This window comes from Paenibacillus sp. 3LSP (assembly GCF_032465655.1).
Classification (GTDB): domain Bacteria; phylum Bacillota; class Bacilli; order Paenibacillales; family Paenibacillaceae; genus Fontibacillus; species Fontibacillus barengoltzii.
Window position 1 is genome coordinate 19,083 of the sequence record NZ_JAWDJI010000072.1, and the last position, 26,055, is coordinate 45,137.

A 26,055-nucleotide genomic window follows, 5' to 3' on the forward strand; every position below is an offset into this window, starting at 1 on the left:
TAATATCAATTGGATTAATCAACCCTTCACAGAACCAAGCATGATACCTTGAATAAAAAACTTTTGCAGGAATGGATAAACGCAAACAATAGGTGCGATAGAGATGACCATGGCGGCAACCTGTAGGGAGTAACTCGTGACACCCGCCGACGCGCTGTTAGCCACGGCGATTGCGTCCATCGGCGCATTACTTCTGTTGATGACTTCCATCATGCGGAAGGCAAGGGTCCGTAATTCTTCCGATTGAACGAAGTACGCAGAGTCAAGCCAGGAATTCCATTGGCCCACCCCCATAAACAACGCCATGGTGGCGATCAGCGGCTTCGATACGGGAAGAATGATCCGATAATAGATCACGAATTCGTTCGCACCATCAATATGAGCCGATTCTTTGAGTTCTCCAGGAATTTCACGAAAAAACGAGATCGCGATGAGTAGAAAAAAAGTACTTAACATGGACGGAATAATGTACACGCCAAAGGAATTCAACAATCCAACCGAGCGAAGAACCACATAATAAGGAATAAGGCCGCCCGAGAAGTACATCGCGAAGATGATCACGGTGAAATAGAATTTATGAAGAAGCAAATCTCGATGAGAGAGACCATAAGCAACTAGACAAGTGAATAAAACACCTAATATGGTACCTGATAACGTTCTTGCAATCGTCACTAGAAAAGCCTGGTACCAATGAGGATCGCTCAAGAATTGGGAGTAGTTCTCCAAAGTGAACGTTCGAGGCCAAAGATACACCCCTCCCAGAAGCGAATCGGTCCCCTTGTTGAATGAGAGGATCAGAACGTAATAGAACGGATAAAGCATGCATAGCATGATGATGAATAAGATGAGGTTTACTACGGTATCCATTATCCGGTCTTTTTGTCTTTGACTTAGCGTCAATGTCTTCCTCTCCCTTCTAGAATAGACTTGATCCGGACGTTCGCTTCGCGATGAAGTTACTAGAGAAGATCAGAACGACCGAGATAACGGATTGGATCAAATCAATAGCTGCGGCGTAGGAAAACCGTCCATCTTTTAACCCGACTTTAAATGCGTAGGTTTGTACGATTTCGGATGTGGGATTGTTAATACTATTTCCGAACAGATAAGCTTGCTCGAAGTTGGATCCAACTAATCCCCCGCCTAGAATACTTCCGATGGTAAGAATGAGTACGACAACGATCGTTCCTTTCATCCCCGGGAAGGTAATATGGCGAATACGCGCCAACCTTCCGGCGCCATCAATTTGCGCGGCTTCATACAAAGCGGGATTAATGCCTGCGATGGCTGCCAAGAAAATGATCGTCCACCACCCCATTTCTTTCCACACGGCCGTAGTCACCGCCAAGCCCCAGAAATAATTGGGATTGGTAAGTATATCTAATGGCTTGTCAATCAATCCGAGGGACAACAGCACCTTGTTGACCATTCCAACATCTGTAGATAACAAAGCAAAGGAAATCCCGACAACAACGACCCAAGAGATGAAGTGCGGCAAGTAACTAACGGTTTGGACAACCCGCTTAAATCCAAGATTTTTTGCCTCGTTTAACAAGATAGCCAAGAGGATCGGAGCCGGAAAAGCAAATATGACCTTCAAGAAACTCAAGACCAGCGTATTCCTTACAATGTTGCCAAACTGATAATCGTTGACGAATTCGCTAAAATGCTGAAGACCAATCCACTCACTTGTAAATATTCCTTTGATGCCTGTGGAGATCGAATAATTCTTGAATGCCATGATGATGCCGAACATCGGGGTATACGAGAATATCAGCAAAAAAATCATGCCCAGCCCAACGAAAAGATGCAGGACCTTTTGCTTTTTAAAACGCTTCCAAAATTGTGATGCCTTCTTGTTTATTCCGGTCGGTCCTGCCAATTGTGTATCTACATCCATTTGTGTCCCTCCCTTGTTAATAGGTTACTCCCTGACGAAGGGACAGAGTAAGCCAACATTTTTAAGAAAGCGTTGTCATTTTTTAATATCTATCTCTTATCCGATGATAAAAAATACTCCTTCCTGTTAACAGAAAGGAGTATTTAGCTCATTACTCAAGGGTAAAGGAGGCGAAGCTTGCACTTCCTTCACCTTTAAAGGTGAAATACAACGCCTGCACACCGTCAGGAATACGGATGTCAGCGGAGTACTCCGTCCAAATATTTGCAAACTGAATCGGAATTTCTCCGAGAACAGGGCCGTCCCAAGCCGTCTTGATTTCAAAGACACCCTTGGAGTATCCCCGTACTTTGATTTTCACCTTCTTGATCCCTTGGCAATGAAAGTACTTGAAGCCAGCCGTGGCAGAATCCGTCATATTGGCGATATAACCGACCTCTTCATCCCCATCTTTCCCATCCTGAGTAATCTTGGGGAATCGGCTGTCCAACCATGCCCCCGAACCAAAACCGCCAGTATACACCGCTTCATCCTTACAGAACAGATTGCATGCTAGATAAGCAGGATATTCCCCTTGTCCGAGCAACGGCCCTCCATTGGGGCCGCAAGATGTCATTTCCGCCTGCGGGATTGTCCCATCCTCCCGGAAGACAATCGGTTCGATACAGCCTTGTCGGCAGTACGCCGTACCATTGGTATGACGATGATAAAAGATGTACCACTGATCGCCAATTTGCTCGATGCTTCCGTGGTTATTTCCGCCGTAATACATCGGCTTCTCCGCCGGTTTGTAGGTATCGATATGCAGATCGTTATTGCTGATGATCACGCCTCGGTAGACAAAGCCGCTGGTCGGGGATTTGCTGGTTGCATAACACAACTCGTGCATCACGATTGAAGAGTATATGAAGTAGTAAGTGTCCCCTCTTTTGCGGATCGAAGGCGCTTCAAAGAATTCATGTCCTTCAAATCCGGTGCCCTGGCTGTAAGGCTCGCTTGGCGCCACAAATACCGGCTCTTCCACGATCGTCAGCATGTCCGGCCCAAGTACCGTCGCCATGGCTCCATGTCTCGATCGATCACCAATAGCGCAGAAACCGGTGTACAAATAAGTCCGATCGCCTTCCGTCAACACACCTGGATCAAACTGCGGTTCATCGCCTGCTCTTTCCCCTAACCGTTGGCCGTCGGCATAATGGACATACCCGTAAAACTCATATTTTCCGGCAGGAGTGTCACAGACGGCAACGGAAACGACGGAAACCTTGTCGAGAACATAATAGAGATAATAACGCCCATCCGGTCCACGCGTGACGTCCGGCGCAAACAGGTTCATCCGCCCATCCGGATTTAAAGGGTCATCGGTTTTCTTGTAAATCACGCCTTCATAGCGCCAGTCGCTCAAGTCGTCCACGGGGGCGGACCAACATACATAATCGTTTAAACAAAACACATGGCCGTTAAAACGATCATGCGATCCATAAACGTAAACTCGGTCGCCAAAGACATACGGTTCTCCGTCCGGGATATACTCCCAGGATGGGAGGTAGGGGTTTAGTCCTTGTTTTTTCATAACACTTCATCTCTCCCTTGAACTTTGAATTCGGTCGCCTGAACGACGACTGGGGTTCCTTGATAAGAAACGACGATTTGACCCGCTCTCCCGGCAATTTCCACCATGAACTGTCTGTGCTCCGGCATCCCTGGAAAGCTGCCGATGCGTTGCCCTATCGTCAATCTGCGGTTCGTATCGTCCCAGCTCATCTCGATCATCGAATAAGCGCCATTCTCGTAATGATAGGTGTCCCCCTCATCTTCGTAGAGCGTAAAACTTCCATCTTGGCCGGGATATACTTTCAGCAGAAGCATCGCTTCCGGTTGTTCCCCCGTGTGTTGGACATCTGGCCCCATGGGAATGATGGATCCGGCGCGCACGAAAAGTGGAAGCGTATCCAAATCCGCTTTCGCATCGATCGTCTTCCCGCCCTCAAGATGTTCATCGGTCCAAAAATCATACCAACCTCCACTCGGCAGGTAGACTTGTCGCATCTTCCTCACATCGTGAAGCTTACGGGAATTGGGTCCATAATACATCGCGGTTGTCACGGGCGCAACAAGAAAGGCAGGTCCAAACAAGAACTGGTCATCGATATCATGTACTCTCGGATCTTCCCGATAATCAAAAGCGAGTACTCGATACATCGTATAGCACCGGTGTGCCACCGCCCCCGCAAGCGAATAAATATAAGGCATCAGCCTATAACGAAGCTTCAAATATTTGACCAATGCTTCGTAGAAGAGATCCCCTGGTTCACCAAATCGCCAGATCTCTCTAGGCGTGTCCGTCCCATGGGAGCGGAAGATCGGGAGAAAAGCTCCAAATTGGAACCAGCGGACATACAGCTCGCGGTATCCCAAATCCGCAACTCCCTCGTTGTAATCGCCGTTCCAGAACCAGAGATTCTCTTGGTTCCGAACGAAAAATGCACCAATATCCATCGTCCAGTAAGGTGACCCGGTCACACAAAAGTTAAGTCCATCTGCAATCTGTTTCCTCAAGGTCTCCCAATTGGCGGATATATCTCCTGACCAAGTGATCGTGCCGTAGCGATGCTGGCCTGCATAGGCAGAGCGCGTTAAATTCACTACGCGTTTATGATCGGTTACAGAGCGTTGACCTTCATAAATTCCTTTGGAATGCAGCAATGAGTAAGCATTGATATATTCCGGATCAAGATAACGCTTCGCTTCAGCCGTATTGATCAGCATTCGCTGTTCAGGCTCCGGCTTGACCTGTCCTGTCCAATCCGCTTCAAACGGTTCAGTGCAGTCACACCACCATGCATCGACTCCATGGGAGAATAGCCCCGCATGAACCTGCTCCCAATATAATCGTCGGGCTCCATCTGTGAACGCATCATAAGTGGCCTGATTTCCCAGCAGATATCCATGCTCGCTCATCTCTCGATGGTTATCGCCCCCTTCTTTCATAATCGGCCAGATCGATACCATCAGCTTGACGTGTAACGCATGCAACTGCCGCATCATTTCCGAAGGGTCTGGAAAGCGCTGCGGATCCAATGTCTTTTGCCCCCATAGCTCTCCTGTCCAGGACTGCCAATCCAGGACGATCCCATCAATCGGCAGCTCTCTCTCTCGATATTCCCGTGCGATATCGATCAACTCTTCTTGGGATATGTAGCGCTCCTTCGATTGGATGTAACCGTATGCCCATTTGGGCAGCATAGGTGCGTCTCCTGTCAAATGACGAATCCCCTCGATGATTTGATCAAATTCCGGACCGTAGATAAAATAGAAATCCATTTCATCGTCCACATCAGTCCAAATGTACGACCCAAAGGAATCGTCGTGAAAACTCATTAAAGAATAGCTGTCCATCAGGACACCATACCCTCGGGTAGAGATTAGGGCTGGAACAACCGCCTTCATATTTTGTTGGTACAAATATTGATGTTTGCCTCGAAGATTCATCATGCCCTCTTCATGTGAACCAAGTCCGTACAGCGCTTCGTCCTCCTGCCATTCGAACTCAAGTTTCGTATGGTAGGCGGTCCTGTCAAAAATTTGGTTGCTTCCCTCTGCACGTGCACGGAACCCGTCTGCCCCGCGATCCGTTGCAACTTCACCGGCTGAGACATCAAAAATCGTGCGGTAGACATCGGTACGTTCAAGCGTTTTTCCACCTCGGGGCGGCTCCTTCGTCAGCAGTCTGCCGCCGGCCTCCCAATAGCTAAATGCACAAGTTGTTTTGTTTACTCGGATCGTAAGCAGCTCTGTGGTGATTTCCAGATCGTCTGAGTGGTCTATGATCTTAAATTGCACATTGCTACTCTGCGAGCGCTCCACCGTCATGAAGCTCGGTTTCCTGCTAAAATCCGAATCCAAGGTATAACGAATTCGAGCAATTCTCGGTGTACAAAAGACGACTTGCATGATTCCATTAGTAGTGTCCAATCGAATTCCATTTGCTTCGGCCTGCCATCGAGTCAGCTTCAGAATCATCGCTACCTTTCCTTATAGATTTGCTTTAATATAATGATATTATTGATTTTCTTGGATCATCTAGCAGATAATCCGGTTTTTATATCACAATATTACGATCCTAAGGAGGGTATCCATGTACGAGCATCGTTACCGGGAAGATAAACTGCATGGGGTTCCCGAATTTCCAATGCACATTTACAGGGTAGAGCATCCCGCAGGAGCCCATTCCATTCTCCCCGTTCATTGGCATAATGAAATGGAAATCATCTATTTGGCTCAGGGTTCCGCAACGTTTCGCATCGAAAACCACGAGTTAGCCCTTTGTCAGGGGGAAGCGCTCATTGTTCATCCGGGCGAGCTGCATTCGGGAGTGAACGATCATGAGGCTGTATGCTATTATTCAATTGTTTTCAAATTGTCCTGGCTGTCCTCCTATCAAAATGATCGGATTCAGCAGCTATTTCTCGGGCCTATCCTTCAAGGAACCGAGAAACTCCCCCTCTTGTTGTCCTCTTCTAGAGGGACACCGTCTGAATTGTTGGAGTATATCCGGCAACTCATACTTCGCTTTGAGCATCCGCTGCCTGCCTACGAGTTGGCTGTGAAAGGCATTCTCCTGCTGCTGATTGCCGATCTTCGCCGGTACGGACTCATAGAGAAAAATGATGCTCTCGGATATCCCCATAGACGTAAAGACAACGAGCAAATTAAGAAAGTATTGACTTATATCGAAGAGCATTCCCACGAAAAACTCGACTTGGATCAGCTTGCGGCTGCCGTCTCCCTCAGCCGTTCTCACTTTTGCACCTTTTTTAAGACGCAAACGGGGATGAGACCGATGGAGTACGTCAATTTTATCCGTATCAATAAAGCTGCAGAATTGCTGCGCACAGGGAGATATAACGTGCTTGAGGCTGCCTTGGAGTCAGGATACCAGCATGTAAGCTACTTTTCGAAATGGTTCAAGTTTTATATGAATATGACACCTTCTGAATACAAAGCTTCCTATGCATCCGGATTATAGTGTTCACTTATCACTAGTTCCCTGATCATGACAAAAGCTCTGATCCTATCCTTTGATCAGAGCTTAGCATCATTCTAGCTTCACTTGAACCCGGTACTTCCTCTATTCCCAATACGTCGACCCGCCGCTCTTCAGCCGGGCGAGCCCTTCCACAAAGAAATAATCGCCGTAGATCAGCGGAACATCGATGTTTGTCCCTTGCGGATAGTTGCTCGTCCCGTGCAGGATCAACCCTTCTTCCCCCGGGTCGTCCCATGCGCCGTAATTTTCGTACAGCGACTTCAGGATGCGTTCACCGGCTTCACGATACTTTGCGGCAGCTGTTCCTTCACCGCCAAGCTTCTCTGCCAGCAGCAACAGCCCACTAGCTGCGCAGGCACCGGCGGACGAATCCCGCAGCTCGCGCAGCTCTTCCGGTGCGCGGAAATCCCAAGCCGGCACCTGATCATCCGGCAGTTGATCAAGGAAGAAATCCGCGACCCGCTGCGCAGCGGACAGATACTCCGGCTTGCCGGTATGGTGGAAGCCCAGCGTCAAGCCGTAAATCGCCCAGGCAGCTCCGCGCGACCAGGCCGACTCCGGCGCGTAACCTTGACCGCCTTGCGGGCCAACCCGCTCGCCCGTGACCGGATCAAAGACCACGATATGATAGACCGAGCCGTCATGGCGGACAAAATGATGGAGCACGGTGTCCAAATGCGCTTCGGCAACATGCGCGAACCGGGGATCGCCGCTCTCCCGGGATGCCCAGAACAACAGCGGCAGGTTCATGCAACAATCGATGATTGCCCAGCCTTCGTTCCGCTCCCCTTCCGTCCACGGATTCCAGGCTCGAATGTAACGCCCCTTCAGGTTAAAGCGCGCCGCCAAATAGTTCGCCGCCTTCAGTGCCCGCAGCCGTGAGGTTTCATTCCCCGTCAGCTTATAGGAAGCGATGCTGGTCAGCGTCCACATGAATCCCAAATCGTGATCCAGCCGCACGTAACCGTCCAGCACCTCATCCAGCTTGGCTTCGCATGCTTGTGCCAGCGCTTTCAATTCCTCCCGGCCGCTTCCTTCATACAGCAGCCACAGCAGCCCCGGCCAGAACCCCGCCGTCCACCAGGCCGGCTCAGCCAGATCGTAGACCCCGCCCTTGCTGGCGTGGGGAAATCCCGAGCCAATTCTCGCCGTGTTTCGCAACGTTTTGTCCAACGACTTCGTCCAGGCCGCTTCCACCCATGCCCTTTCGTTTCCGATATGCATATGATCTCGTCCTCCATTTTCCTTATTGCCGCGCGAATTTAAAAAGAAAATCAACGCCAATTCCCACATCCGGTTGCTTCACCCGAAAATCTAATGCGTACCATACCGCATCCTTCCCGTGATGATCCCGGTAGGTCCGTTCCTCCATCTCCGCCTCCAGTTGATCTGGGTCATAGTACAGTTCCAGCACAAACTGGCCGCGGTGAAGGCGAAGCTGCCCCGGGCGGGTCATCTCCGGCTGAATTGGGCTCACGAACCGCTCAACCAGACTTTCTGGCGCTTCTGTAAAGCGAAAGTCGTCTCGAAGCGTTAAGCTGGGCAACTCCGTCTTGTTCCAAATCCAACTTCGGTTAAAAGACTGCAGATTATCATCCTCATAGGCGCTGGACAACTCCAAGGCAAACTCGCATGCCTCCGCAGTCATGTCGCAGCGAAGCTTCGACGCTGCCCTTTCCTGTCCCTCCCGCTGCACGCAGCCGTTGATGATCGGCACGGAATGCCCTTGTGAGCCGTTACAGTCATAACGATACCTGCCCTCGCCAAAGTAATCCCGCGTATACTCCCCGCACCCGAGATCGGACAGGAAAAACGCGCCTCCGCCCGCCAGCATGAAATGGCCCAGGTCGTTGTGGTTATGCGATTCGCCGTTGTGCCCGCCTTTTGCGGCAAAACCAAACGTATCCCCCGCGGCAGTAATTCGCGAGATCAGCCAGCCGGCGTCTTCAAACCAAAAGTCGCCGTCTCTCCACTCCGCCGGGCCTGCCGCAGTGCGGTCCCGCCAGATCAGGTTGCGCAGCGCCGGCGCCCAGCGGCTGCAGTGATCCTCGCGGTAATCCGCATAGAGCAAGACAGGCGGAGCCTCGACTTCCGCATACCGCTCCGCAAGGTAATGCGACAGCCCGGGCTGGACGCTCCCGTACGGCAGCGCGTCAGAGAAGTTGGCGACTAGCCGGCCGCCTAGAAAACACTTCTGCTGGAACTCGGCAATTCGCCGCACTTTATCCTCGCTGAACCAATCCCGCTGCCCCCGGCTTCGCTTTAACAGCAGGTCAGCATAATACACAAAGTAGCCAAACCCATAGTTCCAGTAGCCCAGCCCTTCCGGACAACACCCATCCTCGCCGAATCCCTGCAGATAGAAGCCCATGCTGCGCTCGGTTTTCTCTAAGATCCGAGCCAGCCGGGCGAAATCCTGCGGTTCGGTCATCAGCAGCAGCGCAGCCGAACCAATCGAGCCGGCGCAAACCGCCGACCAGTTGTTCGTCAGTTCCTCCCAGTGATAAGGGCCATGCTCCAGAAAAGGCTGGAACAGTCGTTCATCCACCAGTTCGGCGATCCGTACCCGCAACAGCTCCGGCAGACGCGAGCCCAGCAGCAAAGATAACTCCGCCAACGCAAAGCCCGTCTCCGCCGAGAACAGGTCGATGGTCTCGGAGACCGGACGCTTCGCCTCCACATGTGCGGGCAAGCACCAGGTAAGTTCGCTGCAGATCGCCCAGACGGCATCCCGCAGCGCTGCTTCGTACACTGCCGACTCCGGTTCAAGCAGCGACAGAAAGGCGAAGGTGTTCAACCGCCGTCGCTTCTCAAAATACACCCGCTCATACTCCAGCCGCGAGCCCTGAACGGCAAATAATGAAAACAGCGAATAAGTCAGCTCTTCCGCCGGGCACTTTAGCAGCCGTTCCCCCTCGCTGCGGATTACTTCAAGCTCGGCCTGAGCCTCCGACGCTTCACGCAACGATGTCCAAAACGCCTGTCCGCCGCCGGGCGGATAATAATCCTCTGCCTTCAAAGGGATGAGACTTTCGGCCAGCTGCTCCCAGCCTTCGCGAACGGTCATCCGTGTTCCTCCTTCCACCGCAGCCCAAAACGACGGCGTTGACTAAGCTAAACCAATCCAATCCGGATGTCATTGCCGGAGCAGGTTGTGATCACAATCGCCCGCTCCCCAATCGTAAGGTTTAACGCTTCAGGCGCCGCCGGCTGCCATGAGGCTCCCGGCGACGGATCGCCGTAAACCGCCGAAGCAAGCAGATGAACCCCCGGTTCCAGGGAAGCAAGCAGCGTGGGAAGAACAGTGCGAGGGTATAGAACGTTCGTATTGGCGTTCGGGCGAATCAGCTCGGCCGATTCGAAGCCAAGCAGACTTTGCACTCCGCTGGCTCCAACGGGACTGGCGGCTCCGGCAGCGATCCGACCAGCTTCCGCCCCCCCTGTCCGTTCCCCCTCGATCCACTCCGTTAACTCCGTCTCCACTCCCAGCGCGAATCCTCCTTCCGCGATGTCCAGCGCTCGCTTCGTCTCGATGCGATGAATCCGCACATGCCAGGGGAGTCCGGCAACGATCCAGGTGTGCACCTCCACGTTCGACCAAGGCTTCCATACCGCATACAGCACGTTATCCTGGATCGATGTCTTCTGATTGCGGCGTCTTACCCGGTACAGGTTCTCCCCGCGTTCGCTGAGTGCCAGCATGGAATCAAACGCACCTTGGGACAAGCCCCACTCCGCGCGCGGTACGCTAAACCCAAACCCGGTGGAATACACGAACTTCTCGTATTTTGCCGAGGTATGGGTGTGCTCGTTCGTGCCGCGATGACCGGTGTTGAAGGCTGCTACGTGGCCGGACGCAGGATCACGGGCCAGCACGAGATGTGCCGGTCGCTGGACCTTCAGCGCCGGCAGCTCCGGCAGCGGCAGCTCCTCCGCCGTCCAGAACGGATGGTCCTCCGGCAAGGCCAGCGGCAGGAACGCTTTCAGCGACCAATATGGCGAACCCGGCGCATTGTAGTTCTCCGCCATCACCAGGTTCGGATAGGCATAGCCCACGGTGAGCAGCCCCTCGGAACTGCGAATGGGCTGACTTAACCACCAGCGCAGATTGCGCAGCACCAGACCTTTGATTACCCCCATCGGCAGCACGTCTACACCGGCATAGGCCAGTGCGCTCCAAAAGGCGGATTGGGCGAAGCGGTAGGTTAAGCTGCGCCCGTACGGCAGCGCGGCACCGTCCGGGGCGAACCAAGCAAGAAACTCGCCTGCGAACATCGCGGCCCGCTCTTTATACACTTGCGCACGCCGCGGATCTTCCTGTTCCATGATCCGTGCGTAGAGCAGCCCGTAATAGTGAAATGCGAACGGGACGTAATAATCGCTGTGTCCCCCAACGCCGTCGCTGTACCAGCCATCTTCCAGATAGAATACGTCCAGCCGGTTTAGATTTCGCTCCAGCTGCTCCGCATCGTAAGGCAAGCCAACTTTACGGAAGCCCACATTCACCAGCACGTTAAAGAACAACCAATTGCAATCGTGACAGGGGTGCTGATTTATCTGATTCAGCCAGCGGTACAGCCGATCACGTTCCTCCGGGTGAAGCGGTTCCCAAATGTGTTCCGGGATCAATGCCAGCGCGTAGCCAAAAACCGCCATCTCCACGAGCCGTTGATCATAATCGCCGACCTCGCCCCAATACTCCGGATGATCCGGGTTCGTGCCGCAGCGGATTCCGTCCAGAACAACGTCCCATAACTCACTGCTGCCGCCGCCCGCAAGCAACGGTACTAATCCCCACAGCACCCGAGAGAACCCTTCCATCTCCGCTACAGCCGCCGGGTAGGATACCCCGCTCTTGCCAAGCCCAAGCCGGGCGCCGCCTTCACTATAGAACGGCCGTAGGGGATGCACCAGTTCTTCCAACACGTTCACCATGTCGCTGCGCGTTTGGAGCGGGGCATTAACGGTCAAACTATTCATTACTTCAGCTCCTTTCATCCGAGACTACCATTTATTACCCCTTGATGCCGGACGAGGCCACACCTTGGACAAAATATTTTTGCAGCGCGAGGAAGACGATCAGCACCGGAATGATCGAAATGACGCTGGCGGCCATAATTAACCCATATTCAGCGGAATATTGCGTAATGAACATCCGCAAGCCGATTTGGATCGTTTTGAGCTCCGTCTTGGTCAAGTAAATCATCGGCCCAAGGAAATCGTTCCACGTATTGACGAACGTGAAGATCGTCAGCGTGGACAGCGCCGGCTTTGAGAGCGGAAGCATGATTTTGGCCCAGATCCCATATTCATTAAGTCCGTCAATCCGTGCCGCTTCGCAGAGCTCATCCGGAATGCCTTGATAGAACTGACGCATCAAAAACACGCCAAACGCCGAAAACGCCTGTAGAAAAATAATCGCAAGATGGGTGTTGTTTAACCCCATGGAACGCATCATGATAAACTGCGGAACCATGTAGGCTTGCCACGGAATGGCAATAGTCGCAATATAGCCGAGAAACAACGCATGTCTCCCTTTGAACCGCAGCTTCGAAAACGCATATGCCGCAAAGCTGGAAGTCAGCAGTTGCAGCAAAGTAACGATCACCGAGAGCTTCGCGGTGTTGTATATAAACCGGCCGAGCGGGATCCGCGTCCAGATCTCCACGTAGTTCTGCCATCTTGGAGCATCCGGGATCCACTGCATCGGGAACGAGAAGACATCCTTATTTAATTTCAGCGAGGACGACAGCATCCACGCATAAGGAACAAGCATGCATAGCACAACGACCGCGAGCACCAGGTACGCAAAAATCTTGGCAACGGTTTTGACTTGTTTGTTAGCTCCTGTCATTTTTGCATCCTCCTATTGTCCGTACTTCTTCTCGCCCTGGAACTGAATCAGTGTAATCCCCAGAACGAGCAGGAACAGCACGATCGCCATAGCGCTGGCGTACCCGTAATCCAGCGAGCGGAACGCGGTATTGTAGATTTGATAAACAAGTACCCGGGTCGAATTGTTCAGCTGATTATCGGCACCGGCGAACAAGTTAATAAAGATGTCGTACACTTTAAACGAGTTGATAATCAGAATCATCAGGACAAAGAACGTGGTAGGGGCCAGCTGCGGGATCGTCACGTTGGTGAATCTTTTCCAAGGGCCTGCCCCGTCCAGCTCGGCAGCTTCATACAGCTCGGGATTTACTCCCTGCAAACCTGCCAAATAAATGACCATGTAGTAACCCATATTTTTCCACACTGTAAAAAGAATGACCGTAAACATCGCCCAATCTTTATCTGCCGCCCAGCGGGGCAAATCCTCAATGGGGATGCCGGTGATCGAGTGCAGCAGATTGTTCACCGGCCCCATCGTGGGGCTGAACACGAAATTCCAAACGGCTGCCACGGCAACCAGTGAAGCGACATAGGGGAAGAAGAACACGGTTCGCATAAAGTTGCGGCCAAACAGCTTCTGATTAAGCAGGATCGCCAGTGCCAGCGCACACACCATCGTTAACGGCACCACGCCAATCGTATAAATAATGGTGTTCCAGAACGCCTTGTGAAAGGTGCTGTCCTGCAACAGCCGGGAGAAGTTACGCAATCCCACGTACTCCATCGGGTTAGCCCCGTCCCATTTCACAAAAGCGAGTACAAACGCATAAACCATCGGCACCAGCGTAAACACGGCAAAGCCGATGAAGTTGGGGGCAATGAAGCTGTACGCCACCAAATGATCTTTGACGTTCTTAGACAACGCGCTTCTTTTAACTGCTTTGGTTCCTAACACGGGTTCATTCTGCATGATTTCTCCTCCAAACCTACTTGTGCTAGAGCATTGGGAAAAAAAGGCGGGCTCATAAGGCCCGCCCCTGGCAGCATCGAAATCTCATGCGAGATCAGATTAGTTATTAAGTACCTCTTGCACCCGTTTCTCCATATCTGCCAATCCTTCGTCGATGGTCGCATTTTTCGTCATGATGTTGTCGTGTGCTTCGTTCAGAACGACCTCGATGTCCGCACTCTTCTCATGCAGCGGCATTTCCAGATAAGTTCTCTCGGTCGTGAGAGCTGCTTTGCTGTTCTCGTCCGTCGGGAAGCCGTCCATGGAAGCGATGGAGCTAACCACTTCATCGTTCTTGATCGCCGGAATCGTACCTGTGGATGCGATCACTGCTGCACCTTCTTCACCGGTAACGAATTTCAAGAAATCTAAAGCGGCATCTTTGTTAGCGGACTTTTGGTTTACAGCCAGGGAAGTAATGGTCCCCAGCGTTGTTCCGGCAGGTACGCCGTCCGGATGCGGATATTTCACGATCCCCCAGTTGGTAGCCTGGGATTCGCCGCTCTTCACTTTCTCAATTTGCGTAGCGATAAACCAGCTGCCCATGTTCATCATCGCAACGGAGTTATTGTAGAATACGCCGGAATAGTGAGTGCTGGAGGTTTTTAACGTAGCGTAGTCCATCACGATGCCGTCGTCTTGCTGTTTCAGAATTCGTTCGTAAATTGGTTTCAAAAATTGATAATTTCCATCCACGATGGTGTTCTTGCCGTCCAGGATGCCGAACAACTGTACTGCACTGCGCCAAGTGTGGTAGTGCGCGCCGTATACTTTTTCCGAGCCGCTGCCGGACGTCATTTTCCGGGCCAACTCGTCGTATTGATCCAGTGTCATATCGTTGGTAGGATAAGGAACTCCGGCTTTGTCAAACAGGTCCTTGTTATAGTAAACGACCCAGAAGTCACTGCGGAAAGGCAGTGCGAACACATCGCCGTTCATTTGAATTTGTTCTACCGTTCCGCCATAGAGGGAAGTATCAATGCCTTGAGTGTCAATGAAGCTCTTCAGCGGTTCCAGATGGTTCTGCTTCACCAGGTTGACGTAGCCCGGGATGTCCTTGATGGTCAGAATATCCAGGTCAGCCCCACCGGAGAGCTGCGTACTGAGCATCGTCATGTAGTCGGTAGAGCCAAGGTCAACATATTCGATCGTTACGTTCGGATGGTCTTTCTTATAAGCATCGATCAAAGGCTGGTAGTAAGCAGTGGCTTCCCAATCCCACAGCGCCCATTTCAGTGTGACCGGCTTATCGCTTGTCTCATTGGAAACGCTTGCAGAATTGTTCGTTTGAGGCTCTGTGGTATTCGCTTTGCCTGAGTTTCCGTTGTTGCCGGAACAACCTGCCAGCAGACCTATAAGAAGAACGGCCGCCAAGGTAATACCGAATATTTTCTTTCGTCTCATCTTCAAACCCCTTTTCCTCCTGTTTTGAACTTGCAGATCGGCAGCGCCGAATCCTTAGGTTCATGGTATCGAAATCTAAAATGAAAGGGCATACATTTTTACGTTCTTTTCCTACACTTTTCTATTTGGTTCTTCAAGAAACGAATGAAAAGCTGTAAAATCATACTCAAAAGATGTAAAAATGGTTGTTTATGAACCTTACCGCTACCGACGATGTCAACTCATGTTATTGTTATCTATATCGGTTAAAACTCGCATTGATCTTACTCCGGATGAGGTGATCGACACGCGCGCAAGAAAAGCCACTATCAAAAGCCGGATCATCCTGATCATGACCGTGTTTGCCTTGCTGATCGCAGGAATTCTGTCTTTTTTCAGCTACGAGCTGATCTCGTATTTTCAACGGAAAACCACCATTCAGGCGACAGAATTTAACCTGCAACTCGTCTCTCATATCATCGATCAAGATTTAAATAACTTGTATACTTTGGCTTTGACCAGCAGTACGAACTCGCCTACCAATCAGCTGATTCAGGACTATTTTATCTCACCGGAAGCCAGCGCCAAAGATCGGCTGAATGCCTTCTTGTCAATGCAGGAGGACTTCCGGGTGAACCGGTCCAACAGCTACGTGCGACGCCTGATCATCACGGATCACCAAGATAAGTTCATTCAGGTCGACAATTCTGGAAGCGCTTCAGTTCCGTTGAATATTCATAATATAACCCAGCTTCCCGGTCTGGTCCCAGATGCGAAGGAAGCTTGGGAGCGCGTGATCCAGGACCCGTTCTCCCGCTCCAGCGGCATCCCCATCGTTCTGCCAATTTACGGTGAACGGGCTGCACGCATTGGGACGGTCTATCTTCTGGCGAACACCTCCGTGATCACCGATAAGCTTAAAGGCTACAGTCTGCCGGAGGGCTCGGAATTGCTGCTCTCCCTTGGCAGCCAAACGTACCGGATCGAAGGGGACAAAGTGCAGGAAATCGAAAGCCCTTACACATTGTTGCCGTATGATCAAAGTGAAGCCACCGGGGCGCTCACCAAGCTCGAGTGGATGGAGCAGGACGGGGAACGCCTCATCTCGGTGTCCTATCCGGTGCGGGAAGGCGTCAGACTCGCCCAAACGCTGGACAAGAAGCAATTTGCTCCACAGCTCAACGCTTGGCTACTGCTGATGATTGGCGTTTCTGTGCTGGTGCTGGCATTAAGCGGATTTATTATGTTGTATTTAACCCGCACCATCAGCCTGCCCGTGGAGAAGCTGCGCAAACGGATTGATAAGATCGCGCAAGGCAATTTCTTTATCGACCGGAATATTGAATGGAACAGCGAGCTCGGGGATGTGGGACGCGGCATCAATCGGTTGTCCCAGGATATTTTGACGCTGATGGAATCTCGTGTCGCGGACGAGAAGCAGAAGCAGGAACTGGAATATCGCATGCTGCAAAGCCAGATCAGTCCTCATTTTCTCTATAATACCCTGAACTCGATAAGATGGATGGCTACGATTCAGAACGCTACGGGTATCGCAGATATGGTCACCTCCTTATCGCGGCTGCTGCGCAGCATCGCCAAAGATCAACGCAAGCTGGTTCCGCTGCAGGAAGAGCTTAGCCTGATGAATGACTATTTCCTCATTCAGAAATATCGCTACGGCGGCACGATTACAATGGAACAAATCATTGATAACGAGGAGCTCCTTTCCAGTCTGGTTCCCCGCTTTACACTGCAGCCGCTGGTGGAGAATGCGATTTTTCATGGAATCGAACCGAAGGGGCGCGGCAACATCACGGTGTCTGTGGCCAAGAGCGGGTATGACATGCGGATTACGATTGAGGATAACGGCGTGGGAATGAGTGAAGCCCAAATTGAGGCGATTTTGTCCAAGCAAGAAGAACCCGGCTCCAAAGGCCTGTTCGAAAATATCGGGCTCCGCAGCGTACACGATCGGCTGCGTCTGACCTTTGGGGATCGATACGGCCTCTCGATCGAAAGCAAGTTGAACGAATTTACGAGAATGCATTTGCTGTTGCCCTGCCGGAAGTCTTGACCTCCAACTTTGACAACTTGTCGCTATCGTAAACCACGGGAGGAAGTGATCGTATGATTAAAATGCTGATTGCCGATGATGAGGCACTCGTCTGTATCGGCCTGCAGTCCATGCTCAAATGGGAAGATTATCAGATCGAAATCGTGGGCATTGCCCACAACGGTGCTCAGGCAGAGGAAATGATCGAATCGTTGCGTCCTGACCTGGTCATTTCCGACATTAAGATGCCGGTCAAAACCGGTCTGCAGGTCGCTGAATCCGTACGCGACAAATATGGCCGGATACCGCTCTTCATCTTCTTAACGAGCTATGAGGAATTTGAATACGCACGTCGCGCCATTCATCTTCAGGCAGCGGATTATTTAGTCAAGCTGGAGCTAACCCCGCAGATCCTGGCCGAATCCGTTCAGAAGGCCGTTGCCATGTTGGGGGAATACCAAACCGTGGAGAGTTACCCGAGTATGCTGTACCGCAGCAATTTGCATGCGCTGCGCGATAAATTTTTTATCCGGCTGTTTAATCAGCTGTTCGAGAACAAAAATCAGTTCCTGCTGCAACGAGACGATCTTGAGCTGGATTTATCCGCTCCTGCCCACCTCGTCTGCTCCTGCCGGATTCAGGGACCGGAGAGCGTCCCTCCGCGCGGGGATAAGCTGGTCGCTTTGTGCTCCAGCACGGTGCAGATGGCTAAGGATACACTCGCCTCGTCGCGGCCCTGCTTCGTAACCAGCCTGGATTTGCGGAACTTTGCAATTGTGCTGCCCCTGTCAGATCCAGATCCGAACCACTGGATGCCGGAAGTGGAGGAGCTCCTGCACCATATGGCAGAGGTGCTCCATTCCTATTTCAATGTAAAAATCATCGGCGCGGTTGGGAATGCCGTGGAGGACCCGTACCTGCTGCATGAAAGCTACCTGGCTGCCCGGCGGGCGTTGCCGTTTGCCCTCGATCAGCAATCGTTTGTCTTCTTCACCCAGAGCGAAGCGGAGAATCTCGCTTCCCCAGGAGTCGATGCCATCGTCTCCCGTTCGGAGATCCGCCGCGCCTTTGAAGAACTGGATACCCACGCATTGCACACCATGATCACGAATCTCATTGATCGGTTTAATGGCCGGCCGGAGTTAGTTGTACCCGCTACCGATGCGGCTTGCAATATTTTATATATGGCCACCTCTTTGCTGGCAGACGGCGAGAACGTGGTTGAGCAAATTTTCGAGAATGAGCCGGAGGGGTACCGCGCGATCTATAAAAAGCAAACAACCCAAGGCGTGATCGATTGGCTCGTGCAATTTCGGGACGGTTGCTGCGAAATCCTGTCTTCCCGCAAACAAAGTTACAAGGAGCAAATCGTGCGGAACGTGCAGGACTATGTGAAACGGAACTTGAACAGTAAGCTGTCCTTAAATCAGGTGGCGGATGTTTTTAACTTCAGCCCCAATTACTTAAGCCATCTCTTCTCCAAAACGGCCAAAATCAATTTCGTGGAATACGTCACGGAGACTAAAATCGCAGCCGCTAAGGAAATGATGGTTCGCGGTGAAGGGCGCATTTATGAAATCTCGCAGAAGCTGGGGTATGAAAGTGCGTTTTATTTCAGCAAAGTGTTCAAAAAAGTAGAAGGCATATCGCCGCGGGAATTTATTCAGCGCATGAACAGCTCGCTGCCTTCCAGCTGATCAACGCCGCAGAACGCTTTTTCGATGAATCTTCACCCGAGGATCGACGATTGTATAGAGCAGGTCAGCCAGAAAGTTGGCAACCACCACAAATGCAGAGATGATTAAGATGATCATGAGCAACACGGGATAGTTCCGGGATTGCGCGGAAAATACCGCCAAGCTTCCTATACCTCCCCAGTTAAAAACATTCTCGACCACCGCGGCACCCGATATCAGGGTCGGCAAATCCAGCATGATGATGGTAATGACGGGGACTACAGCGACTCTTAATGCATGTCGATAGGTGACTCTTCGTTCCGAGACCCCTTTCGCGCGGGCCAGACTCAGAAATTCGGAAGGCAGCACCTCAATCATGCTGGTGCGAACCATTTTCATATAATAAGCAATCAGTCCGATCGTAACTGTGGCCACGGGAAGAACCATGTGGTAGATAAGATCAATCCAGTCCCCCTTTTTGTTTGGAGCATGCATGCTGCTTGGCGGGAACCAGAACAATTTGAAGGCAAAGATGTCCTGCAGCCAGTGCCCCAACACAAACACGGGAATGCTGTAACCAACCAGGCTCAGGATCAAACCTAGTTTATCCGATAGCCCGTCCTGTCGTTTACTGTTATAAATGCCCCACGGTATAGCAATCAGCAAAGCAATGAGAAATGACGTACCCAATAAGTAAAAGCTATTCCAGAAATATCCCCAGATATAACTACTAATCGGTGTGTGATAATAATCCAGACCAAAGTTTCCATGCAGAAGGTCATTGATCCACCGGAAATATTGCTGGTAGATCGGCAAGTCCAGACCAAAGAGGTGCTTCTGTTCGTTCGCAAATTGAATTTGCTCTTCGGTCATCCCAATGCTAAGGGTCCACATATTCCCTGGCATCAGGCGCATCGCACAAAAACAAACGCTCATAACGATAAATAACACAAACACCGATTGAATAGCTCGACGAATCAGATAAGTCCACATTTGCATCCTCCCGAACCCCAATTTGTCACTTATTCTAACATAGATCATTTGAAATATGGCATTTATTTTTGTAAATCAAGTGTTAAATTTTCAAAGTTTTCATAATATGTTAGATGAAAGAGAGTTCCAAAGACGATGTAAAACCAGCACTAAAGCAAAATTTGTTGATTAATAGGTTATTTGCATTGCCTCACTGCGTCTTTTTCTCTTCACAACTCCATCGTGATTATGTCAGAATACTTCCCATAGTTAGAATGGCTGTGTTATCTTAAATATCCCACCTTTTCCATGAGATTCCTTATATTATTCAACATGAAGCCGGTTGAATCCTGCATTCCCCCTCATTTTCTGCGACATCGCATAAACAGCCCCTGCCATGAAGCGCAGGGGCTGTTGAGATAAAACGAATATAGATGAAAGATTAATCATTCCGCGGGAGTTCTACAGACACCTCGCGCCCCGCTTCAGCGGAACGCAGCACGCCGTCGATGATCGCTTGTTGGATCAAAATCTGCTCGCCGGGGATTGGCGCAGGACGACCGTCGCGCACCGCTTCAGCAAAGTCCCGGACCTTCTCATCGAACAAGTTCAGTTTGTGCTCGATAAGTGGAATCGGCGTCTGAGTATTCCGACCGTATTCGTCGTGGTACAGCGTAACCGATCCTACCGCACCGTCCCATACACCGGACCAAGGACCGCTGCCTGCCGGTGTAACCTTGAGTCCCGCATCGGTACCGAGGAACATCGTTGCGCCTAATGTGTCCATGTGCATGGCCCAGGAGATTTTGAACTGCAACACTAGATCGTTCTCGAAGCGAACCATCGCCACACCGAAATCCTCCACTTCAAACTTGGATGCTTCGGGATGGTAAAGCGGATTGCGGCCGAAATGGTTCGACGTAAAAGCAGATACCGTGAGCGGGCGAGGATAACCCAGCGTATTTAACGCCATATCCAATGAGTAGCAGCCGATATCCGCCATCGCCCCGGCCCCAGCCAGCTTCTTGCTGATAAACGTGCCTCCCGGCATTCCACGCCGGCGGCCGCCGCCCGTCTCGGCGTAATAGACCTTGCCTAACCGACCGGATTGCACAATTTCCTGCAACAGCTTCATATTCGGGTCATAGCGGGGCTGGAACCCGATCGTCAACATGTTGCCGGTGTCGCGGGCCACTTGCGTCATCTCCAGCGCCTCGGCCAACGTGACGGACATCGGTTTTTCCAACAACACTTGCTTGCCTGCCTTCAGCGAATCCACCGTTGTCTCGTGATGTGAGACGTTTGGCGTACAGATGCTGACGGCGTCCAGCTCTTGCTCGAGCAGCTTGCGATGGCCGTCATAGGCTGCCGCTCCGTCCAATTGCAGCGCCTCCACGAAATCCGCGGCTTTGCCGGGAATCACGTCGGCGACTGCCACGATCTCTACGAACGGAAGCTTCCGGTAAGCCGATACGTGGGCTTTGGCAATTCCGCCGCTTCCGATAATGCCGATACGTACATGTTTACTCATATGCTCGCTTCCTTCTCTCGTTTGGAATGGGGCGCCGAATGCTCGCCCGCATGCATTTTGCGGTACGCGCTTGGCGTTACTTCATACTTGCTCTTGAACACTGGGTACAGATAGTTTGGATTCGCGAAACCGTGGGCAATGGCGATCTCCTCAATCGCTTTGTCCGTCAGGAGCAGGTCCGAACAGATCGCGGTCAGCCGCGTATGCTCCAAATAATCGCGGAACGTCGTCCGCCCTTCACTTCGGAAGATCCGCTGAAGCTGCCGCGGGCTGATCCCGATGGCTTCTGCAACCTGTTCCAGCGAGATTGGCATGCTCTCGTTGTCCTGAATATATTGCGTGGCCAACTTGTAGCGATGGAAGCTCATATCCCGCTCAGGAATTCCCGTTCTGTCATCGGCCCGGTCCAGCACGCGAACGGTGCGCAGCAAAATCTGCACGATTTCCTGCTTCAGCAGCGTGTAGAAGCCAATCGGTTGTTCCTCCAAAATACGATACGCTTCCAAAAAACCACTCATCGCGTGGAACCGATCAACGACCGGTGCAACAGGCAATCGATCCAACGAGGTGATACACTCCTCCGCCTCCGCTGCCTCCAACTCGTCTCCCCAGCCGCCAGGTTGGCTGTCCGCCTCCAGCGGCTCGATCTCTAGATGAAGGCATAGCTCATACATCGGATCTTCCGGGTCTGACTCCTGGTAATGCACCAGATCCGGTCCGGTCAAATAGAACATCCCCTCGTGGAGATCATAGGTCTGGTCGACGAGAATGACTTTGCCTTTACCTTTCGGAATATAATGAAATTCATAGCCCGAGTGCTTATGAAACTGAATGATATGTCCAGGAGGAAACGAGGCCAGATGGCAGCGCAGCACGCGAATGCCGTAATCCCCCCAGCGGAATTGCAGCTCCAGCCGGTCGAGTGCATCCTGTCTTTCCGCCATTCTGGCGTACGGAAAAGGACTCGCGCTCCCCGCCGTTTTACGGTCAGTCGGCTTCTTCCCTGTCGATTCGCGATGATCTGCCCGCATCTTGATCCCTCTTTTCCTTCAATGGTCATCCTTGATGATTATTCAGCCAGTTCGTCGATCCGGATCGGCCGGCCTTCCGCTACCGAGCGATTCGATGCTTCCATGAGTTTAGTCAGATCCACAGCCGCTGCGATATTGTCCCTCGCCTCGGTGCCTAGTTTGATATGTTCCACCCATTGGCTGAAGGCATAAGGTAATCGGTCATCCAGTTCCAGCTTCTCCCACTGTTCGCTGCCGCCGTTGTAACGAACGACTGGAACTTCATCCGGGAATCCGTACAACAGCGTGCCTTCCGTTCCGTGGAGCTCGATGGAGAACGGCGAGTGGCTGTTCACAAAGCCCGCTTCAACGATGCCAATCGCCCCTTCCGCATAACGCAGAATGGCTACGGCGTTGTCTTCAACTTCCTTCCCTGTCACATAGCCGAAATTCGCACTTACACTCTCTGGCATCCCCAAGAAACGCCGCACCAGGTACATCGGATGGCAGCCCAAGTCGATAAGGGCACCGCCGCCACATTGCTCCTTCGAGAAGAAATGTTCAGGCAGCCAGTTCGCCGTCGCGCCGTTATGCGACAGCCGCACCCGCGCCATCGTCAGCTTGCCGAGCTTACTGCCTTGGAGCACCCGATCAATCGTCTGCGTGTAGCCGTCATACAGGCGCGGCAGCGAAACCATCAGCTTCACGCCCGCTTTCTGAACCGCAGCGAGTATATCCGAAACTTCCTTCGCCGTAGGGGCGATAACTTTCTCCGTGAAAATATGCTTACCTGCCTCCGCCGCCTTCACCATGACGTCGCGGTGCATATTCGTTGGTGCATCCACAATAACCGCGTCGATGTCGTCCTGCGCAAGCATCTCATCCAGTGAAGCATAGTACGGTACTCCATACTGCGCCGCTTTGGCCTGCCCGCGTTCGGGAAGTTCATCCCAAATCGCAGCCAGCTCCGTCTCAGGATGCTCTAGTGCCTGCTTCGTGTAGTCTTCTGCATGTACGTGCCAATAGCTGATTTTGCCAATACGAATCATTCGTTAGTAAGCCTCCTTGGCGTTTGACTTAAAATATACGACAACATAGACAGATTACACAACTTTTATAGCCATTATAATGAGTTTTCGTGCCATTTGAACTATAAATTGACGACATGGTGATAATCGTGGATTGGATCCCGCTGTAATCTACACGGAGCGTCCATTTGCATATTATAAGAAGACAAAAAAAGAGGCCTCTCAAAAGAGAGACCTCTTTAGGCTAGACTTTAAAGCCTATCTTACATCATGCCGCCCATACCGCCCATGTCTGGAGCAGCTGGTTTTTCTGGTTCTGGTTTGTCCGCGATCACGGCTTCAGTTGTCAGGAACAGGCCTGCAACGGAAGCTGCGTGTTGCAATGCGGAACGAGTTACTTTCGCAGGGTCAACGATACCTGCTTCGATCATGTTCACCCATTCGCCAGTAGCCGCATTGTAGCCGATGCCAACTGGTTCTTTCTTCAGGCGATCCACGATAACGGAGCCTTCTTCGCCAGCGTTTGCAGCGATCGTACGAACTGGCTCTTCCAGAGCGCGAAGCACGATGTTAACGCCCGTTTTTTCGTCGCCAGTTGCTTCAACCGCAGCTACTGCATTGTATACGTTCACGAGGGCTACGCCACCGCCGGAAACGATACCTTCTTCAACAGCTGCACGCGTAGCGTTCAGTGCGTCTTCGATACGCAGTTTGCGTTCTTTCAGTTCAGTTTCCGTAGCTGCACCAACTTTGATAACGGCTACGCCGCCAGCCAGTTTAGCCAGACGTTCTTGCAGTTTTTCTTTGTCGAACTCGGAAGTCGTTTCTTCCAGTTGCGCACGGATTTGGTTTACGCGAGCATCGATGTCGGCTTTGTCACCGCTGCCGTCCACGATGGTCGTATTTTCTTTCGTAACGATAACTTGACGAGCGTTACCCAATTGCTCGATCGTCGTGCTCTTCAGATCCAGACCAAGTTTCTCTGTGATCACTTGGCCGCCAGTCAGAGCAGCGATATCTTGCAGCATCGCTTCACGACGGTCGCCGAAGCCAGGAGCCTTAACAGCTACCGCGCTGAACGTACCACGCAGTTTGTTCACGATCAGCATGGCTTGAGCTTCGCCTTCGATGTCCTCAGCAATGATAAGCAGCGGTCTGGATTGTTGTACGATTTTCTCCAGAATTGGCAGGATTTCTTGCGTGCTGCTGATCTTCTTGTCGGTGATCAGGATGTATGGATTTTCAAGTACGGCTTCCATTTTGTCCGTATCTGTAATCATGTAAGGAGATACATAACCGCGGTCGAATTGCATCCCTTCAACCACTTCAAGCTCCGTTGCAAAGCCACGGGATTCTTCAACCGTGATTACGCCGTCTTTACCTACTTTCTCCATCGCTTCAGCGATCAGTTCGCCAACTTCTTCGTCAGCCGCGGAGATTGCAGCAACTTGAGCGATCGATTGTTTGCCTTCGATCGTTTTGGAGATCTTCTTCAGTTCTTCGACTGCAGCGCGAACCGCTTTGTCGATCCCTTTACGCAGGCCGATTGGGCTAGCGCCGGCAGTAACGTTCTTCAGACCTTCACGGATCAGGGCTTGTGCCAGAACCGTTGCCGTTGTCGTACCGTCACCGGCTACATCATTGGTTTTCGTCGCAACTTCTTTAACGAGCTGAGCACCCATGTTTTCAAAGGCGTTTTCCAGTTCGATTTCCTTTGCGATCGTTACGCCGTCATTCGTGATGAGCGGGCTGCCGAATTTCTTCTCCAGTACAACGTTGCGGCCTTTAGGACCGAGCGTTACTTTTACTGCGTTTGCCAAAGCGTCAACCCCACGAAGCATCGCGTGGCGGGCGTCTTCACTGAATTTAATCTCTTTTGCCATTGTTCAATTACCTCCCATATAGTTGTGTAGATATTCGTTCAGATACGAATCGGCGGATTAGCCGATGATCGCGTGGATGTCGCTTTCTTTCATAATCAAATATTCTTTGCCTTCGTATTTCACTTCAGTGCCAGCATATTTGGAGAAAATAACGCGGTCTCCTTCTTTCACTTCCAACGGAACGCGGACGCCATCTTTCAAAGTTCCGCTGCCAACGGCGATGACTTTACCTTCCTGTGGTTTTTCTTTGGCTGTGTCTGGAAGCACGATGCCAAATGCCGTTGTCTCCTCTTGCTCGATCGGTTGCACGAGAACGCGTTCACCTAAAGGTTTGATCATGAAAAAACAGCCTCCTTTAAATATGTGGTGTTATGTGTAGATGTTGTCATTAATATTAGCACTCGATCATCCCAAGTGCTAACAACCACTTTTATATTACTCAAGTTGCGAATAGATTTCAAGTTCCTTTGTACAAATTTTTTTCTTTGTTTCATAGGATTAATAGCGTGCCCTTCCCATTGTATCCTTGCGCTTGGATAAATATTCCGAAGGAATGGACGAGCATGGTCTGCGGGCTTGGTGCCGGGGGATTGGGCCGCAAAAAAGAGGGGAGATCATCGTACAAAGTTCACGTCCATCTTGGGGGGTTTAGGGCGGCGAAAAGGGCTAGTTTGCAGCCCTCTTCAGGGTTAAGGATGCACAACACCCCCTGTTTTAGACGAAAT

General features: G+C 51.4%; 19 protein-coding genes. 3 read left to right on the forward strand and 16 right to left on the reverse strand.

From position 1 onward, the window contains the following. Window positions 1-18: 18 nt before the first annotated feature. From RW092_RS05410 to RW092_RS05425, 4 genes are all read right to left on the reverse strand, one after another. Window positions 19-900 (reverse strand): carbohydrate ABC transporter permease, encoded by an 882-nt coding sequence (locus RW092_RS05410; protein ID WP_016313153.1) that lies wholly within the window; start codon window positions 898-900, stop codon window positions 19-21. 16 nt (window positions 901-916) lie between these two features. Continuing rightward, entirely contained in the window at window positions 917-1,900 is a 984-nt protein-coding gene (locus RW092_RS05415) for an ABC transporter permease (RefSeq protein WP_016313154.1), read from the reverse strand. A gap of 151 nt (window positions 1,901-2,051) precedes the next feature. After that, window positions 2,052-3,473 carry a family 43 glycosylhydrolase gene (locus RW092_RS05420; RefSeq protein ID WP_316009724.1) on the reverse strand — a complete coding sequence of 474 codons (1,422 nt, stop codon included), beginning with the start codon at window positions 3,471-3,473 and terminating at the stop codon, window positions 2,052-2,054. Beyond that, window positions 3,470-5,923, reverse strand: a complete 2,454-nt coding sequence (locus tag RW092_RS05425; protein WP_157268828.1) for a glycoside hydrolase family 31 protein — start codon at window positions 5,921-5,923, stop codon at window positions 3,470-3,472. Before RW092_RS05425 ends, RW092_RS05420 begins: the two co-directional genes overlap by 4 nt. 115 nt (window positions 5,924-6,038) lie before the next feature. Here RW092_RS05425 and RW092_RS05430 point away from each other — a divergent pair, with 115 nt between their 5' ends. Then, window positions 6,039-6,929 carry a helix-turn-helix transcriptional regulator gene (locus tag RW092_RS05430; RefSeq protein ID WP_127575905.1) on the forward strand — a complete coding sequence of 297 codons (891 nt, stop codon included), beginning with the start codon at window positions 6,039-6,041 and terminating at the stop codon, window positions 6,927-6,929. Window positions 6,930-7,031: 102 nt separating this feature from the next. Here RW092_RS05430 and RW092_RS05435 read toward each other — a convergent pair whose 3' ends face one another. The 6 genes from RW092_RS05435 to RW092_RS05460 all read right to left on the reverse strand — a co-directional run bounded on the left by RW092_RS05435 (window position 7,032) and on the right by RW092_RS05460 (window position 15,198). Continuing rightward, entirely contained in the window at window positions 7,032-8,174 is a 1,143-nt protein-coding gene (locus RW092_RS05435; protein WP_085278404.1) for a glycoside hydrolase family 88 protein, read from the reverse strand. 22 nt (window positions 8,175-8,196) lie between these two features. Then, the gene (locus tag RW092_RS05440) at window positions 8,197-10,017 is read right to left on the reverse strand and encodes a heparinase II/III domain-containing protein (RefSeq protein WP_316009725.1); all 1,821 of its coding nucleotides are present in this window, start codon (window positions 10,015-10,017) and stop codon (window positions 8,197-8,199) included. Window positions 10,018-10,064: 47 nt separating this feature from the next. Beyond that, window positions 10,065-11,930, reverse strand: coding sequence for a DUF2264 domain-containing protein (locus tag RW092_RS05445; protein WP_316009726.1), 1,866 nt, complete (start codon window positions 11,928-11,930; stop codon window positions 10,065-10,067). Window positions 11,931-11,964: 34 nt separating this feature from the next. After that, window positions 11,965-12,804 (reverse strand): carbohydrate ABC transporter permease, encoded by an 840-nt coding sequence (locus RW092_RS05450; RefSeq protein ID WP_016313161.1) that lies wholly within the window; start codon window positions 12,802-12,804, stop codon window positions 11,965-11,967. Window positions 12,805-12,816: 12 nt separating this feature from the next. After that, window positions 12,817-13,755, reverse strand: coding sequence for a carbohydrate ABC transporter permease (locus tag RW092_RS05455; RefSeq protein ID WP_085278407.1), 939 nt, complete (start codon window positions 13,753-13,755; stop codon window positions 12,817-12,819). A 99-nt stretch (window positions 13,756-13,854) separates the two neighbouring features. After that, the gene (locus tag RW092_RS05460) at window positions 13,855-15,198 is read right to left on the reverse strand and encodes an ABC transporter substrate-binding protein (protein WP_085169911.1); all 1,344 of its coding nucleotides are present in this window, start codon (window positions 15,196-15,198) and stop codon (window positions 13,855-13,857) included. 331 nt (window positions 15,199-15,529) lie between these two features. Between RW092_RS05460 and RW092_RS05465 the strand changes: the two genes are divergently transcribed. Beyond that, on the forward strand, window positions 15,530-17,251 hold the full coding sequence (locus RW092_RS05465) for a cache domain-containing sensor histidine kinase (protein WP_316009727.1): 1,722 nt from the start codon (window positions 15,530-15,532) through the stop codon (window positions 17,249-17,251). 53 nt (window positions 17,252-17,304) lie between these two features. Then, window positions 17,305-18,927, forward strand: coding sequence for a response regulator (locus RW092_RS05470; RefSeq protein WP_316009728.1), 1,623 nt, complete (start codon window positions 17,305-17,307; stop codon window positions 18,925-18,927). On the opposite strand, the gene RW092_RS05475 is transcribed toward RW092_RS05470, so the two are convergent. The 6 genes from RW092_RS05475 to groES form a co-directional block, all read right to left on the reverse strand. Further along, entirely contained in the window at window positions 18,928-19,899 is a 972-nt protein-coding gene (locus RW092_RS05475) for an ABC transporter permease (protein WP_164744137.1), read from the reverse strand. It abuts the gene before it with no gap. A 421-nt stretch (window positions 19,900-20,320) separates the two neighbouring features. Beyond that, window positions 20,321-21,409, reverse strand: coding sequence for a Gfo/Idh/MocA family protein (locus tag RW092_RS05480; protein WP_016313166.1), 1,089 nt, complete (start codon window positions 21,407-21,409; stop codon window positions 20,321-20,323). Then, window positions 21,406-22,440: an AraC family transcriptional regulator gene (locus RW092_RS05485; RefSeq protein WP_016313167.1), complete on the reverse strand. Its 1,035-nt coding sequence runs from the start codon at window positions 22,438-22,440 to the stop codon at window positions 21,406-21,408. The genes RW092_RS05480 and RW092_RS05485 overlap by 4 nt, the downstream gene beginning before the upstream one ends. 38 nt (window positions 22,441-22,478) lie before the next feature. Continuing rightward, window positions 22,479-23,468 (reverse strand): Gfo/Idh/MocA family protein, encoded by a 990-nt coding sequence (locus RW092_RS05490; protein WP_316009729.1) that lies wholly within the window; start codon window positions 23,466-23,468, stop codon window positions 22,479-22,481. Window positions 23,469-23,710: 242 nt separating this feature from the next. Beyond that, a complete protein-coding gene (gene groL, locus RW092_RS05495) occupies window positions 23,711-25,330 on the reverse strand; it encodes a chaperonin GroEL (protein WP_016313169.1) in 1,620 nt (539 codons plus the stop codon). Window positions 25,331-25,387: 57 nt separating this feature from the next. Then, window positions 25,388-25,669, reverse strand: coding sequence for a co-chaperone GroES (gene groES, locus RW092_RS05500; RefSeq protein ID WP_016313170.1), 282 nt, complete (start codon window positions 25,667-25,669; stop codon window positions 25,388-25,390). Between the last annotated feature and the right edge of the window lie 386 nt (window positions 25,670-26,055).